Source organism: Chelatococcus albus (genome assembly GCF_030067675.1).
Classification (GTDB): Bacteria; Pseudomonadota; Alphaproteobacteria; order Rhizobiales; family Beijerinckiaceae; genus Chelatococcus_A; species Chelatococcus_A albus.
This window is the reverse complement of sequence record NZ_JASJEV010000007.1, coordinates 220896-236750: the sequence shown is the minus strand read 5'-3', so window position 1 is coordinate 236750 and position 15855 is coordinate 220896. Positions and strand designations below refer to the sequence as shown.

The window sequence follows — 15855 nt, the reverse complement described above, 5'->3', positions numbered from 1 at the left end:
ATGGCGGACCTGACCCCTTCGCAGACCGTCGGCCCCTACTTCGCCTACGCACTGACGCCGCGCGACTACGGCCGCGTCGAGTTCGTCACGGGCAATCTCGTGACGCCCTCCACGACGGGCGAGCGCATCCGCATCGAGGGCCGCGTGCGCGACGGTGACGGCGCGCCCGTGCCCGACGCCATGATCGAGATCTGGCAGGCGGATGCCGAGGGGCGCTACGCCCACCCGGCGGACGAGCGCCGGCCGAACAGCGACTTCGTCGGCTTCGGCCGCGCCGCCACCGGCGCCGACGGCGCCTTCTTCTTCGAGACGATCAAGCCCGGCCCGGTGCCGGGCCCCGACGGCGCGGCCCAGGCGCCGCACATCAGCGTCGGCGTCTTCGCCCGCGGCGTCCTGAAGCGCCTGCACACGCGCCTCTACTTCGACGGCGAGGCGGCGAATGCGGCCGATCCCGTCCTCGCCCTCGTGCCCGCCGAGCGCCGCGCCACCCTCGTCGCCCGCAAGGCCGGCGAGGGCCGCTACACCTGGGATATCGTGCTGCAGGGCGAGGGCGAGACCGTCTTCTTCGAGGCGTGAGGGGCAGGCCCTGCCCGGCGGCGGACGCGGCCGGGCGATGAGACGGGACGGTGAGGGGGGCGCCGCATGGCGGGGTTGATCGCGGGCGCATTGGGCACCACCGACGAGATGGAGGAGGTCTTCGGCGACCATGCCTTCATCGCGGCCGCGCTCGCCTTCGAGGTGGCGCTGGCGGAGGCGCAGGCCGAGCTCGGCCTCGTTCCGGCGGCCGCGGCGGCCGCCATCCGCGCGGCGGCCGATGCCGACGGCTTCGATGCCGCGGCCCTTGCCCGCGAGGGCCGGCGCGCGGGGGCCTTTCCCATCCCCTTCGTCAGGCGGCTCACCGCCCGCGTCGCCGCCGCCGATGCGGCGGCGGCCGCCTGGGTGCACTATGGCGCGACGAGCCAGGACGTGGTCGACACCGCCACGGCGCTGCAGATGCGCGAGGGCCTCGCGCTGATCGGGCGAGACGGCCGCCGCCTCGCCGACGGCCTCGCGGCGCTGGCCGGGCGCCAGGCTGCGACGCCCATGCTCGGCCGCACGCTCATGCAGCCGGGCCCGCCCGTCACCTTCGGCCTGAAGGCGGCGAACTGGCTCCTCGGTGTCGTCGAGGCGCTGGAGCGGCTGGAGGCCGAGAAGGCGGGGGCGCTCGAGCTCCAGCTCGGCGGCGCCACCGGCACGCTCGCCGTCATGGGCGAGGCGGGCCCGGAAGTGGCGGCGCGGATGGCCGCGCGCCTCGGCCTCGCCCTTCCGGCCATGCCCTGGCACACGCGCCGCGACGGCGTGGCGGGGCTCGCGGCGGCGCTCGGCATCCTGACCGGCGCGACGGCCAAGATGGCGCGCGACGTCTCGCTTCTCATGCAGTTCGAGGTGGGGGAGGCGCGCGAGCCCGGCGGGGCCGGGCGGGGCGGCTCCTCCACCATGCCGCACAAGAGAAATCCCACCGCCTCGATGATCGCGCTCGCCGCCGCGGCGCGCACGCCCGGCCTCGTGGCCACCGTGCTCGCCGGCATGGTGCAGGAGCACGAGCGAGCCGTCGGCGGCTGGCAGGCGGAGGCGCCGACCATCGCCGCGCTCTTTGCCGCGACCCATGCGGCGCTCGTGGCCATGGTCGAGGTGGCGGAGGGGCTCGTCGTTGACGAGGCGCGGATCGGCGCCAATATCGCCGCACTCGACGGCCTCGTCTTCGCCGAGCGCCTGATGACGGCGCTTGCGCCCGCCCTCGGCCGCAGCGAAGCCCATCACCTCGCCGAGACCCTGGTGAAGGAGGCGGTGGCAGGGCGGCGCGGCCTTGCCGAGGTCGCTGCGGCCGATCCGCGCGTGCGGGCCCATCTCGACGCCGGGGCGATCGGCCCCCTGTTCGATCCCGCCGGCTATCTGGGCAGCGCGGGCCGATTCGTCGCCGAGGCACTCGCCCGCTACCGTGCCGCCGCGAGCCTGTGGAATCGTGGTTGACGGGCCGCGGGCGGCCTCGAACACCGCTGCCGCAAGCCCTTGAACCGGCCGGTGTCGCCGGTACCAGTTAACCACGGCGCCCCAATTTCGCCTTATCATTGGGGCGGGTTGGCAGGCATGTGCGAGATCCTCGCGCATCGCGCTGACCTCGTGGTTGCATCCTTCAGGCCGGTCGGGATTGGTGGTTCGTCGGGTTCATGATCGGGGCGCGCGCGTCTCGCAGATCCTTCGCAGGGGCGGTGCCGCCATCGGCGTCGTGACCGCGCTCGGCCTGGGGGCGCCGCTCGCCTTCGCCCAAGCCGCCCCTGTCCAGGCCGCCCCTGCCGAGGAGCCCTCGTTCTGGGAGCGCCTGTTCGGCCGCCGGACCAACGGCGAGGAGACGCTCCCCGCGCCGGACGCCACGCCCTACGATCTCACCTTCGAGGTGGCGGGCGGCGACCGGGACCTCGCCCGCAAGCTCGAGGACGTGTCCAATCTGGCGCGGCTCAGGAAGGACGCCCCGTCGGGCGGCGCGGGCCTCGTGCGCCGCGCGCTCGCCGACCGCGACCGGCTCTACGGCGCACTGTCGGCCCTGGGCTACTACGAGCCGGCCATGGCCATCGCGGTCGCCGGCATCGACCCGGCCTCCGGGGCGGCGATCGCGCGGGCCGAGGCCGCGCGCCGCAAGGGGCCGGTGCCCGTGCGCGTGTCGATCACGCCCGGCGCGCAGTTCACCTTCGGCCGGCTCGCCGTCGTCGACGCCCGCACGGGCAAGCCGCTGCCGCCGCCCGAGGACTGGAAGCGGCTCGGCATCGCGCCCGGGGCGCCGGCCCTGAGCGCCACCGTCTTCGCCGCCGAGAAGGCCCTCGTCGATCTCTGGCGCACGCGCGGCCATGCCTTCGCCGCCGTGCCGGGGCGCGACGCCGTGGCCGACCACGCGACGAAGACGCTCGACGTCACCTTCCGCATCGCGCCCGGCCGAGAGGCCCGCTTCGGCGCCGTCGGCGTGAGCGGCACCGAGCGGCTCCGGCCCGAGTTCCTCGCCGAGCGCGTGCCCTGGAAGCCGGGCGACGTCTTCTCGCCCGAGCCCATCGCCCGGCTGCGCCGCGATCTGCAGAAATACGACGTCTTCGAGTCGATCCGCCTGCGCGAGGACGACCGCTTCAAGGAGCGCGGCGAGGTGCCTGTCGACATCGAGGTCAAGGAGCGCCCGCCGCGCTTCGTCGGCTTCGGCGCCAGATATTCGACGACCGACGGCCCGGCGGTGAACGCCTACTGGGGCCACCGCAATCTCTTCGGCGGCGCCGAGCGCCTGCGCCTTGATGCGCAGGTGTCGGGCACCGACATCAGCGGCCGCAACCAGCTCAAGAAGCTCGATACGCTCGACCAGGTCGGCTATCGCCTCGGCGCCACCTTCGTGAAGCCCGGCATCATCGGCCCGGGGACCGACCTCGTCGTGCAGCCCGCCTTCCTGCGCGAGATCACCGAGACCTATTCGCGCCAGGGCTTCCTCGGCGCGGCCGGGCTGAAGCACCGCTTCGACGAGCATCTGGCGGGCGAGATCGGCATCGACCACGAACGGGCCCGCATCCTGCGGGCGCTCGACACGAACTACCAGGGCGGGCGCTGGTACACGCTCGTCGGCCTGCCCGTCGCGCTCACCTACGACACGACCGACAGCCAGCTCGACCCGACCCGCGGCATCCGCGCGAGCGCCACCGTCGAGCCCTTCCTCACGGCGCTCGGCTCCTCCCTCGACATGACGCTCGTCAAGGGCAGCGTCTCCGCCTATCTGCCCTTCGACGACGAGGCGCGCTACGTGCTCGCCGGCCGCCTCGCCATGGGCAGCCTCATCGGCGCCGATCTCGCCGACATCCCCCCGCCGCGGCGCTTCTTCGCCGGCGGCGGCGGCTCGGTGCGCGGCTACGGCTACCAGAGCCTCGGCCCCAGGGACGCGAGCGGCCACGTCATCGGCGGCCGCAGCCTGCTCGCGGCCTCGGCCGAGCTGCGCGTCAAGGTCACCGACACGATCGGCGTCGTTCCCTTCTTCGACGCCGGCAACGCCTTCGCCGAGAGCTATCCCGACTTCAAGTCCGACCTCCGCTACGCCGCCGGCATCGGCCTGCGTTACTACACGGCCATCGGACCGATCCGGCTCGACCTCGCGCGCGGTCTCAACCGCGAGAAGGGCGATCCGTCCTTCGGCCTCTACATCAGCCTGGGGCAGGCCTTCTGATGCGCCGCCTCCGCCTCCGCCGCCCGCCTCCGCGCCGCAGGCCCTTCCGGGCGGCGCTCCTCACGCTCGTCGCGCTGGTCGCGCTCGCGGGGGCGGCGCTCCTTGCGCTCACCCGCACGGACGCCGGCCGCGCCGAGATCGCGCGCCTCGTCGAGCGGCTGGCGAGCGGCCCCGGCGCAAGCCTGCGCATCGGGCGCCTCGAAGGGGCGGTGCCCTTCGACATGACCCTGCGCGACGTCGCGCTCGCGGACGCCGAAGGCACCTGGCTCACGGTCGACCGTGCCCGCCTCGCCTGGCATCCCGGCGCCCTCCTTTCCGGGCGCCTCGACATCGCCGCGGTGGAGGTGGGGCGCCTGTCGGTCGCGCGGCCGCCGCGCGCCGAAGCCGGGCCCGCGGGCGGGCCCCCCGGCCTGCCGCGGCTGCCGCTCGGCGTCGCGGTCAAGCGGCTGGGGATCGCCGAGATCGACCTCGGCGCGCCGCTCCTCGGCGTGCCGGCGCGCCTGTCGCTCGAGGGCGCGGCGCGCCTCCTCGATCCGTCCGAGGGCCTGTCGGCGGAGCTCGCGCTTGCGCGCATCGACGGCACGGAGGGCCGGATCGATGCGCGCCTGCGCTTCGCGCCCGAGACGCAGCATCTCGACATGGCCGTCACGGCGAGCGAGCCGGCGGGGGGCCTCGTCTCCCGCCTCGCGCGCCTGCCCGACCTGCCGGCGGTGACGCTCAGCGTCGTCGGCGCCGGGCCGCTCGACGCCTGGCGCGGCGACCTTGCCCTCGACCTTGCCGACAAGGGCTCGGCGCGGGGGCTCGTCGACCTGCGGCGCGTCGGCGCGGCGCGCAGCCTGTCCGGCCGGCTGGAGGCCGACGTCGGTCGCGCCATGCCGGCGGGCCTGGCGCCGCTCCTCGACGGCAAGACGACGCTCGCCGTCGACGCCAGCTTCGGCGATGACGGCCGCGTGGGCGTCGACCATGTCGAGCTCGCGGCGGCGGCCGGCATGGTCTCGGCGACCGGCAGCTACGACAGGACGGGCGGCGCGCTCGCCGGCCAGGTGCGGCTGACGGTCGGCGATGCCCATCGCTTTGCCGCGCTCCTGCCTGCCGCCGCGCGCTGGATGAGCCTCGACGTCGACCTGAGCGCCGGCGGCACGGCCAAGGCGCCGACGGTCAGGATGGTCGCCAGCGCCCGCGGTCTCGCCTTCGACGGCGAGCGTGTCGACCGGCTCGCCCTCACGCTCGGCGCGAGCGGCGACGGCCCGCTCATGGCCGCGGACACCCGCTTCTCCGTCGTCCTCGACGGCCGCGCCGAAGGGCTCGCGAGCCGCGATCCGGCGCTCGCACGGGCCCTCGGCGGCGGCGCCGTGCTCTCCGGCCGGGGCAGGGCGGATCGCACGGGTCAGGTCGAGATCGCGGAGGCGCGCATCGAGCTTGCGGCACTCTCCGCCCGCTATGCCGGTGCGGCGGGGCCGCGGAGCGTCAAGGGCAAGGTGACGGTCGAGCGCGCCGACCTCGCGGCGCTGCGCGCCTTCGCCGACCGGCCCTTCGCCGGCCAGGTCCGGCTCGCCGCCGACATCGATCTTGCCCCCGACCTCGGTCGCCTCGCCGTCACCCTCGACGGCTCGGTCGACAATCTGCGGACGGGGATGGCGCAGGTGGACGGCCTCGCCGGGCCGAGCCTGCGCCTGACGGGCGGCCTGCAGCGCGCCATGGACGGCAGCTTCGGCTTCCGCAATCTGACGCTCGACGCGGCTCATGCCCGGCTCGTCGCCGACGGCTCGGCCACGGCCGCCCGTGCCAATGTCGCCGCGCGGCTCCTCCTGCCGGATCTCGCCCGCCTCGATCCGCGCCTCGCCGGCCGCGGCGAGGTCTCGGCCACGCTGACCGGAAGCCTCGCCCGGCTCGACGCCCGGGCCGGGGTGGTGCTCGCCGACGCGCGCGCCGTGAACCGACCGATCGAGCGCCTCACGCTCGACCTGGAGGTGAAGGACGTGCTTGCCGCGCCGGGCGGCACGCTCGCGCTCGACGGCACGGTGGACGGCAAGCCGGCGCGGGGGGCGGGACGTTTCACCCGCGACGCGGCGGGCCGCACGCGCATCGAGGGCCTGCGCCTCGATCTCGGCTCGGTGGCGCTCGCGGCCGAGGCGGCGCTCGACGCGCAGGGCCGTGCGACGGGCCGCCTGTCGCTCGCGGCGGGCGACCTCGGCGATGTGGGCCCCCTGCTGCTTGCCGAGCTCGCCGGCAAGCTCGACCTCAAGGCGGATCTCTTCGTCGTCGACGGCCGTCAGGCCGCCGACCTGCGTGGCACGGCGGAGCGGGTCGCCGCCTTCGGCACGACGCTGCGCCGGGCCGATGTCGACATGAAGGGGCGTGACCTCCTCGGCACGCCGACACTCGACGGGCGCCTCGATCTCGCCGGTCTCGCGAGCGGCGGCCTCGCCGTGCCCCGCGCCGCCGCGACGGCGAAGGGCGATGCCGGCGGCACGGAGGTCGTGCTCGACGCCGTGGCGCAGGGCATCGACCTCGCCGCGCGGGCGCGCATCGCGCCGGCCGGCGACGGCCTGGAGGTGGCGCTGCGCACGTTCTCCGCCCTGCGCGGCGCAGACCGGGTCGAGCTCGCGCGCGAGGCACGGCTCACCGTCGCGGACGGCGGCGTGAGGATCGCCGGCCTCGAATTGCGCGCCGGCCGCGGCCGCCTCGTGGTGGACGGGGTCGCGGGCCGCCGCCTCGACCTGCGGGCGAAGGCCGAGGCCCTGCCGCTCGCGCTCGCCGATCTCGCCGCGCCGGACCTCGGCCTTACGGGGACGCTCGGGGGCGAACTGTCGCTGTCGGGCGAGGCGGCGAGGCCGGACGGGCGCTATCGCCTTGGCGTCGAGGGGCTGTCCTCCGCCGCCCTGCGCGGGGCGGGGCTCAGGCCCTTCGCGGTCACGGCCTCCGGCACGCTCGCCGGCGGCCGCACGAGCGTCGATGCGGTGATCCGCGACGCGTTGAATGCCTCCGTCACGCTGCGCGGCTCGGCCCCGCTCGACACGACGGGCGCGCTCGACCTCGCGGTGGCCGGCCGGCTCGACCTTGCGACGCTCAACGATCTCCTGGCCGACGGCCAGCGCGCGGCGGGCACGGCGGTGATCGACCTCGGCCTCAGGGGCACGCCCGCGGCGCCGGCCGCGCAGGGCAGCCTGCGCATCGTGGGCGGCCGCTTCGAGGACGTCGTCAACGGCCTCTATCTCGACAGGGTGGAGGCGACCGTGACGGGCTCGCAGCGGGCCCTCACCATCGCGAGCCTGAGCGCGGCGACGCGCAACGGCGGCACGATCGGCGGCTCGGGCCGCATCGCGCTCGATCCGGCGGCGGGCTTCCCGGGCCAGATCACGCTGCGCGCCGCCAATGCCCAGCTCGTCGCCAGCGAGATCACCAACGCCACGGCGAGCCTCGACCTCTCGGTGAGCGGGCCGCTCGCCCGGGAGCCGAAGGTCGCCGGGCGCATCGAGGTCGCGAACCTCGACGTCAACCTGCCCGATCGGCTGCCGTTTTCCGCAACGCCGATCGCCGTGCGCCACGTCAACGCGCCGCCGCGGGTGAGGGCGCGCCTCGCCGCCGAGCAGAAGCGCGCCGCCGCGCGCAGCCGGGGCGGGGGGGCGCTCGTGGCGGTGCTCGACGTCACCGTCGCGGCGCCGTCGCGCGTCTTCGTGCGCGGCCAGGGGATCAACGCGGAGCTCGGCGGCACCCTCGCCATCGGCGGCACGAGCGCCGCCCCGCAGGTGAGCGGCGCCTTCGACATGCGCCGCGGCACCTTCTCGCTGCTCGGCCGGCGGCTCACCTTCACGCGCGGCACCATCGGCTTCCCGGGCGGCGGCGTCGATCCCGAGCTCGACTTCCTCGCCGAGGCGCCGGCGGGCGACGTCACCGCGCGCGTCGCCGTCACCGGGCGCGCCTCGCAGCCGAAGCTCGCCTTCTCCGCCTCACCCGAACTGCCGCAGGACGAGGTGCTCGCCCGCCTCCTCTTCGGCCGCCCCTCGGGCAGCCTCACCGCGAGCCAGACCATCCGCCTCGCCCAGGCCGTGGCGCAGCTCACCGGCCTCGGCGGCCGGGGCCTCGACGACCTGTCGCGCTCCCTCGGCATCGACGCCATCGACATCGGCGCGAGCGAGAACGGCGGCGTCGCCGTCGGCATCGGCAAGCGCATCAACGACAACATCTACGTCGGCGTGAAGCAGGGCGCGACGCCGGGTTCGAGCGCGGTCACGGTCGACATCGACGTGACGAAGAACATCAAGGTGCAGGGCGAGGTGGGCGCCGAGGGCAAGACCGCGGTCGGCGTCGGCATGGAATGGGACTACTGAGGGCGCGCCGCCCGCGGGGGCGACGGGGCGCAAGCCGGTCGCCATCTCCGGTCCGGTCCTCGGGGGCGGGCGGGAACGGCCGATTCCGGCGGCGAACGGCCGGCGGCGAGGCCTCGCGTGCCGGCGCACGCTGCGAAACTCTGCGGAACATGGGGGGTAATCTGGTATTATCGAGGCGCGAAAAGCCTCGCCTTTTCCGTAAAGGCTGCCGCCCAACTGGTATCATCTTTCGGCGACGTGCCGCCGCGCGGCATGTGGCCAGTTGCCAGCCACCTCGCGACTTGCTTCGATAGCCGCCAGCGCGTGCCGTCACCGGCCGCATAACGACCAGACCCTCGGCCCCTCCGGCACACCGGCGGCCAGTGGTGCTGGCATCAGAGAGGGCTGAACAATGTCTCGCACAATCAGGGGAAGCGTTGCCGCGGTATCCTTCGCGGCCGCGGTGCTGGCGTCCACCGCGCTTTCGGCAAAGACGCTCGTCTATTGTTCGGAAGGGAGCCCCGAGAACTTCACGCCGGCGCTCAACACCACGGGCACGAGCCTCGACGCCGCCCGTCCCGTCTTCAACCAGCTCGTCGAGTTCGAGCGCGGCACCACCAAGGTCGTTCCCGGCCTCGCCGAGAAATGGGACATCTCGGACGACGGCAAGGTCATCACCTTCCACCTGCGCAAGGGCGTGAAGTTTCACTCCGGCATCAACAATTTCAAGCCGACGCGCGACTTCAACGCCGACGACGTATTGTTCTCGTTCAACCGCCAGGGAGACCCCAAGCATCCCTACCACAAGGTGTCGGGCGGGGCGTACGACTACTACAACGACATGGAGATGCCGAAGCTCATTCAGAAGCTCGAGAAGGTGGATGACTATACCATCCGCATGACCCTCTCCGAGCCGAATGCGCCCTTCATCGCCAATCTCGCGATGGACCTCGGCACGATCCACTCGGCCGAATATGCCGACTTCCTCATGAAACAGGGCAAGCCGGAGCAGTTCGACCAGATCCCCGTCGGCACCGGGCCGTTCCAGTTCGTCGCCTATCAGAAGGACGCCGTCATCCGCTTCAAGGCCTTCCCGCAATACTGGGGAGGCAAGGCCAAGATCGACGACCTCGTCTATGCCATCACGCCGGACGCGACCGCCCGCTATGCCAAGCTGAAGAAGGGCGAGTGCCAGGTGATGTTCGGCCCGAACCCGGCCGACCTTGCCAAGATGAAGGAGGACAAGGACATCAACCTCCTGTCCCAGCCGGGGCTCAACATCGCCTATGTCGCCTTCAACGTGCAGAAGAAGCCCTTCGACGACAAGCACGTCCGCCAGGCCTACATCATGGCGATCGACAAGGCGGCGATCATCCGCGACGTCTACCAGGGCGCCGGCCAGGCGGCGAAGAACCTCATCCCGCCGACCATCTGGTCCTACAACGACAAGGTGAAGGACTACGGCTACGACCCCGAGAAGGCCAGGCAGCTCCTGAAGGAAGCCGGCGTGCAGACGCCGCTCGACATCGACCTGTGGTACATGCCGGTGCAGCGGCCCTACAACCCCAACGCCAAGCGCATCGCCGAGATGATGCAGGCCGACCTTGCCAAGGTCGGGCTCAACGCCAAGCTCGTCACCTATGAATGGGGCGAGTACCGCAAGCGCCTGCAGCAGGGCGAGCACATCACCGGCCAGCTGGGCTGGACCGGCGACAACGGCGATCCGGACAACTTCTTCTTCCTGCTCGGCTGCTCGGCGGCCCGCGCCGGCGGCCAGAACCTGTCGAAGTGGTGCGACAAGAACTTCGACGACCGGCTGGTGAAGGCCAAGCAGATCCCGAACGTCGCCGAGCGCACGAAGCTCTACGAGGAGATGCAGACCATCGCCCACGACGAGGCGCCGCAGATGACGATCGCGCACTCGGTCGTCTTCGAGCCGATCCGCAAGGAAGTGACGGGCTACAAGGTGAGCCCCCTCGGACGCCACGACTTCTATGGTGTCGAAGTGAAGTGAGCGGAAGAGTCGCATGAGATCGGGCGGCAGGTCGCATCGACGACCTGCCGCCCTTTGGCTAACAGGCTCCCATGCTCACCTACATCGGTCGACGTCTGGCGCTGACGATCCCCACGATCTTCGCGCTGATGTTCCTCACCTTCCTCGCCGTCAGGCTCGTCCCGGGGGACCCCGTCGAGGTCCGCACGGGCGAGCGCGGCATCAGCCCCGAGCGGCTTGCCCAGTTCCGCCACGAGCTCGGGCTCGACCAGCCGGTGTGGAAGCAGTTCGCCGACTACGTCTCCGGCCTCGCGCAGGGCGATTTCGGCATCTCGCTCGTCACCAAGGAGCCGGTGCTGAAGGAGTTCCTGACGCTCTTCCCGGCGACGCTCGAACTCGCCTTCTTCGCCACCGTCTTCGCCGTCACCTTCGGCATCCCCTTCGGCGTCGTGGCGGCGCTGCGGCGGGGCGGCATCCTCGACCACGGCCTCATGGGCGTCGCGCTCTTCGGCTATTCCATGCCGATCTTCTGGTGGGGGCTGCTGCTCATCCTCTTCTTCTCGGTCCAGCTCGACCTGACGCCCGTCTCCGGGCGCATCGACCTGCTCTACTATTTCGAGCCGGTCACGGGCTTCATGACGATCGACGCCCTCATCTCGGGGCAGGAGGGCGCCTTCGCCTCGGCGCTGTCCCACCTCGTCCTGCCGGCGGTGGTGCTCGGCACCATTCCGCTCGCGGCCATCGCGCGCATGACGCGCTCGTCCATGCTCGAGGTGCTGGAGGAGGACTATGTGCGCACGGCGCGCGCCAAGGGGCTCCCGCCCCTCCGCGTCATCGGGCTGCACGCCCTGCGCAACGCCATGATCCCGGTCGTCACCGTCATCGGCCTGCAGGGGGGCACGCTGCTCGCGGGCGCGGTGCTGACGGAGACGATCTTCGCCTGGCCGGGGGTCGGCAAGTGGCTCATCGAGTCCATCTTCCGCCGCGACTATCCCGCCCTGCAGGGCGGCGTACTGCTCATCTCCTCGATCCTCGTGCTCGTCAATCTCGGCGTCGACATCGTCAACGGCGTCATCAATCCGCGGGTTCGCCATGGCCGCTGACGTCACCGTCATTTCCGCACCACAGGCGCCGCCCCATCCGCTCGCGGTCTTCTGGCACGACCTCGCGCGCAACAGGGGCGCGCTCCTCGGCCTCGCCGTCGTGGTGCTCATCGCGCTGCTCGCCATCTTCGCCGACGTCGTCGCGCCGCACGCGCCGGCCGAGCAGTTCCGCGCCCATGTGCTGCAGCCCCCGGCCTGGGTCGAGGGCGGCTCCTGGGCCTTCCCGCTCGGCACCGACGAGGTCGGGCGCGACATCCTCTCGCGCCTCATCTACGGGGCGCGCTACTCGCTCTTCATCGGCATCTCGGTCGTCGCCGTGGCCCTCGTTCTCGGCATCTCGCTCGGCTTCGCCGCGGCCTTCGTCGGCGGCCTCGTGGACGTGATGATCGAGCGGCTCATGGACCTCATCATGTCGGTGCCGAGCCTCGTGCTCGCCATCGTCATCGTGGCCATCATCGGGCCGAGCCTGACGAACACGATCATCGCGGTGACGATCGTCTACCTGCCGCGCTACGTGCGCATCGTGCGTGCGGCCGCACTCTCGGAGAAGGCGAAGGACTACGTCACGGCGGCGAAGACGGTCGGCGTCGGGCGCTGGCGGCTGATGTTCGTCACCGTGCTGCCGAACTGCGTCGCGCCCATCATCGTGCAGGCGACGCTGGGCGTCTCCGACGCGATCCTGGAGGCGGCGGCGCTCGGCTTCCTGGGTCTCGGCGCCCAGCCGCCGACGCCGGAATGGGGCACGATGCTCGCCGCCGCGCGCGAGTTCCTGCAGCGCGCGCCCTGGGTCGTGACCTGGCCGGGTCTTGCCATCCTCGTCACCGTGGTGTCGATCAATCTCTTCGGCGACGGCCTGCGCGACGCGCTCGATCCGCGCCTGAAACGGAGCTGAGCCTTGTCGCTCCTCGAAATCCGCAATCTCTGCGTCGAGTTCGAGACGCGCGGGGGCGCCTTCCGCGCCGTCGACGGCGTGTCGCTCGACATCGATCCGGGCGAGATCGTCTCCATCGTCGGCGAGTCGGGCTCGGGCAAGTCGGTCGCCATGCTCGCCGTCATGGGGCTCCTGCCGCGCACCGCGCATGTCACGGCGGACGTGCTGCGCTTTGCCGGACGCGACCTCATGCGGCTGCCGGCGCGCGAGCGCCGCCGCATCGTCGGCAGGGAGATCGCCATGATCTTTCAGGAGCCGATGAGCTCGCTCAATCCCTGCTTCACCGTCGGCTTCCAGATCGGCGAGGTGCTGAAGACGCATCTCGGCCTCGGCCGGGCCGAGCGCCGGGCGCGGACGATCGAGCTCCTCGGGGCGGTCGGCATCCCCGACGCCGAGCGGCGCCTTTCGGCGTTCCCGCATCAGATGTCGGGCGGCATGAGCCAGCGCGTCATGATCGCCATGGCCATCGCCTGCAACCCGAAGCTCCTCATCGCCGACGAGCCGACGACGGCGCTCGACGTGACGATCCAGGCCCAGATCCTCGACCTGCTCGTCAAGCTGCAGCAGGAGCGTGGTATGGCGCTGGTGCTCATCACGCATGACATGGGCGTGGTGGCCGAGACGGCGCAGCGCGTCATCGTGCAGTATGCCGGCCAGCAGGTGGAGAAGGCGACCACGCGCGAGCTCTTCCGCGATCCTCACCATCCCTATTCGGCGGCGCTGCTCGCGGCCCTGCCGGAGCGCGCGACGACGAAGGTGCTGCCCTCGATCCCCGGCGTCGTGCCGGGGCAGTACGACCGGCCGCAAGGCTGCCTCTTCGCGCCCCGCTGCGCCCATGCCTTCGCCCTCTGCCACGCCAAGGCCCCGCCGCCGGCCGGCTCCGAGCTGAGCGAGGCCCTCTGCCACACGCCGCTCGTCGGCGGCGTGCCGGTCGTGCCGGGAGCCGCCGCATGACGGGCTACGTACTCGAAGCGCGCGATCTCGTGCAGCACTACAAGGTGCGGCGCGGCCTCTTCGGCAAGGTCGGCCTCGTCAAGGCGGTCGACGGCATCAGCCTGACGCTGAAGCCGCGGCAGACGCTCGCCGTCGTCGGCGAGTCCGGCTGCGGCAAGTCCACGCTGGCGCGCATGCTCACCATGATCGAGCAGCCGACCGCGGGCTCGCTGGCGATCGCCGGCACCGAGGTGGTGGGCGCCGATGCGGCGACGCTGAAGCGCCTGCGCCGCGACGTGCAGATGGTCTTCCAGAACCCCTACGGCTCGCTCAACCCGCGCCAGACCATCGGCGGCGCCCTGGAGGAGCCCCTGCTCGTCAACACCGACCTGCCGGCCGCCGAGCGGCGCGCGCAGGCGGCCGAGATGCTGAAGCGGGTGGGGCTCAGGCCGGAGCACTACGGGCGCTACCCGCACATGTTCTCCGGCGGGCAGCGCCAGCGCATCGCCATCGCCAGGGCGCTGATGCTGCGGCCGAAGGTGCTGGTGCTCGACGAGCCGGTCTCCGCCCTCGACCTCTCGGTGCGCGCGCAGGTGCTCAACCTGCTCGCCGAGCTGCAGCGGAACTTCGACCTCGCCTATGTCTTCGTCTCGCACGACCTGTCGGTGGTGAAGCACATCGCCGACGACGTCATGGTGATGTATCTCGGGCGCGTCGTGGAGCGCGGGCCGAGCGCCACCATCTTCACGGCACCGCAGCATCCCTATACGCGCGCCCTCATCTCGGCGACGCCGGTGGCCGATCCGGAGCGGCGCAAGGAGCGCATCATCCTGCACGGCGAGCTGCCGTCGCCGTTCAACCCGCCGCGGGGCTGCACCTTCAACCCGCGCTGCCCGCTGGCGATGGACATCTGCCGCGTGCAGCGGCCCGAGCTCGAGCCCAAGAAGGGGCGGGACGTCGCCTGCTACGCGGTGACCCCCTGACAAGAAGCGCGGCCGCCCCGGAGCGTTTTCGCCGGGGCGGCCGCGCCATCGTTCCCGGGCCTTGCGATCACGAAGTCGTCCTGGCTTCGAAGCCGCAGATCAGAAGGAAGGCCACCACCGCCGTCACGACGCCGGCGACCTGTTCCAGCGGCAAGGGAATGAGCCCGTAGACCGTGGCCAACACCGCCGCCGCCAGGGCGAGGCAAACCAACCACACCGCACTCATGGCGCAACTCCCCGCTCGCGCCTGCAAGACCCTACATCGGCCGCCAGCGGAGTCGAATCACGTCTGTCTTCCTGATCGGCCCGCAACCTGCGGTACGGGCGGCGCGCGCTCCCTCTGCGCCATGATTTGCAAAGGATTCGTTGCAGCCCGATGACGCTGGCGCATGGGCCCATGCCGCTGCCGCGCGGCCCGGTCGCCGTCTTGTGACCACGCCGGCGCTTGACGCGGGAGTGGCCGGCGCCACCGGCGCAACGACATTGACAATCCGTCACGCGCGCTCGTAATTTTTGTATCCAGGATTCAGGATGCGATCTGCGTTCATGTCGACGAGCGACCCAGGCGCCCATGAGTGGCGGAGCCCGATCCGGCTCGTCGACGAGGTCGTCAAGGTGCTGCGCGAGCGCATCTATTCCGGCGCGCTGCGCCCGGGCGAGGTCCTGCGCCAGGAGCAGATCGCGGCCGACTTCGGCATCAGCCGCACGCCGCTGCGCGAGGCCTTCCGCGTGCTGGAGCGCGACGGCCTCATCCGCAACGAGCCGCGTCGCGGCGTCCGGGTCGCCTCGGCCGACCTGCGCCGCCTGAAGGATGCCTACGACGTGCGCGAGGCGATCGACGGGGTCGCCGCGCGCCTCGCGGCCGGGCGGCGCGACGCGGCCGCGCTCGACAGGCTCGCCGCCGTCATCGAGGCCCAGCGCGCCGCGCTCGAGCCGTGGGACCCCATCGCCTACACGCGCACGAATGTCGAGTTCCACGTCGGCATCATGGAGGCTGCCCACAACGAATTCCTGACGCCGCAGGTGCCGCTGGTGCGCATGACGGCGCAGGTCTTCACGCCGGCGCTCGCCCTCTCGGTGGAGCGGGCCGTTCGCGCGGTGGCGGAGCACGAGGAGATCCTGGCGGCGATGCGCGCGGGCGATGCGGCGCGCGCCGAGGAACTGGCGCGGGCGCATATCCGCCGGACGCGGCTCAGCCTCGACGCGCGGATTTCCGCCGCCGACGGGGACGGCGGGGCCGAGGGGAAGGCCGCGCCGTGACGGCCCCCGGAGGAAGGCGGATGATGGGGCGGCTGCGCGCCGGAGGGCGCGCAGCCCGCCTCCGACAGGAGAGGGTGTGGGCGCGATGAAGAGGGATGCCGCGGTCGCAGGGGGCGG

The 15855-nt window shown here is 72.4% G+C and carries 11 protein-coding genes; 10 read left to right on the top strand and 1 reads right to left on the bottom strand.

What is annotated here, in order from left to right; all coding sequences use genetic code 11:
• The 9 genes from pcaG (at position 1) to QNA08_RS12955 (ending at position 14478) form a co-directional block, all read left to right on the top strand.
• On the top strand, positions 1-576 hold the full coding sequence (gene pcaG, locus QNA08_RS12995) for a protocatechuate 3,4-dioxygenase subunit alpha (RefSeq protein WP_283741139.1): 576 nt from the start codon (positions 1-3) through the stop codon (positions 574-576).
• A gap of 66 nt (positions 577-642) precedes the next feature.
• The gene (gene pcaB / locus QNA08_RS12990) at positions 643-2010 is read left to right on the top strand and encodes a 3-carboxy-cis,cis-muconate cycloisomerase (protein ID WP_283741138.1); all 1368 of its coding nucleotides are present in this window, start codon (positions 643-645) and stop codon (positions 2008-2010) included.
• A gap of 181 nt (positions 2011-2191) precedes the next feature.
• Positions 2192-4225 (top strand): autotransporter assembly complex protein TamA, encoded by a 2034-nt coding sequence (locus QNA08_RS12985; RefSeq protein ID WP_283741137.1) that lies wholly within the window; start codon positions 2192-2194, stop codon positions 4223-4225.
• Complete coding sequence (locus tag QNA08_RS12980; protein WP_283741136.1) at positions 4225-8556, top strand: translocation/assembly module TamB domain-containing protein; 4332 nt, start codon at positions 4225-4227, stop codon at positions 8554-8556. Before QNA08_RS12985 ends, QNA08_RS12980 begins: the two co-directional genes overlap by 1 nt.
• A gap of 391 nt (positions 8557-8947) precedes the next feature.
• Positions 8948-10549: an ABC transporter substrate-binding protein gene (locus QNA08_RS12975; RefSeq protein WP_283741135.1), complete on the top strand. Its 1602-nt coding sequence runs from the start codon at positions 8948-8950 to the stop codon at positions 10547-10549.
• A 71-nt stretch (positions 10550-10620) separates the two neighbouring features.
• A complete protein-coding gene (locus QNA08_RS12970; protein WP_283741134.1) occupies positions 10621-11631 on the top strand; it encodes an ABC transporter permease subunit in 1011 nt (336 codons plus the stop codon).
• Positions 11621-12523 carry an ABC transporter permease subunit gene (locus tag QNA08_RS12965; RefSeq protein WP_283741133.1) on the top strand — a complete coding sequence of 301 codons (903 nt, stop codon included), beginning with the start codon at positions 11621-11623 and terminating at the stop codon, positions 12521-12523. Before QNA08_RS12970 ends, QNA08_RS12965 begins: the two co-directional genes overlap by 11 nt.
• A 3-nt stretch (positions 12524-12526) precedes the next feature.
• Positions 12527-13516, top strand: coding sequence for an ABC transporter ATP-binding protein (locus QNA08_RS12960; RefSeq protein ID WP_283741132.1), 990 nt, complete (start codon positions 12527-12529; stop codon positions 13514-13516).
• Complete coding sequence (locus QNA08_RS12955) at positions 13513-14478, top strand: dipeptide ABC transporter ATP-binding protein (protein ID WP_283741131.1); 966 nt, start codon at positions 13513-13515, stop codon at positions 14476-14478. The genes QNA08_RS12960 and QNA08_RS12955 overlap by 4 nt, the downstream gene beginning before the upstream one ends.
• 67 nt (positions 14479-14545) lie before the next feature.
• Here the strand turns inward: QNA08_RS12955 and QNA08_RS12950 are convergent, their stop codons facing one another.
• On the bottom strand, positions 14546-14704 hold the full coding sequence (locus QNA08_RS12950; RefSeq protein ID WP_283741130.1) for a hypothetical protein: 159 nt from the start codon (positions 14702-14704) through the stop codon (positions 14546-14548).
• A 320-nt stretch (positions 14705-15024) separates the two neighbouring features.
• Between QNA08_RS12950 and QNA08_RS12945 the strand changes: the two genes are divergently transcribed.
• Entirely contained in the window at positions 15025-15738 is a 714-nt protein-coding gene (locus QNA08_RS12945) for a GntR family transcriptional regulator (RefSeq protein WP_283741129.1), read from the top strand.
• Positions 15739-15855: the final 117 nt, after the last annotated feature.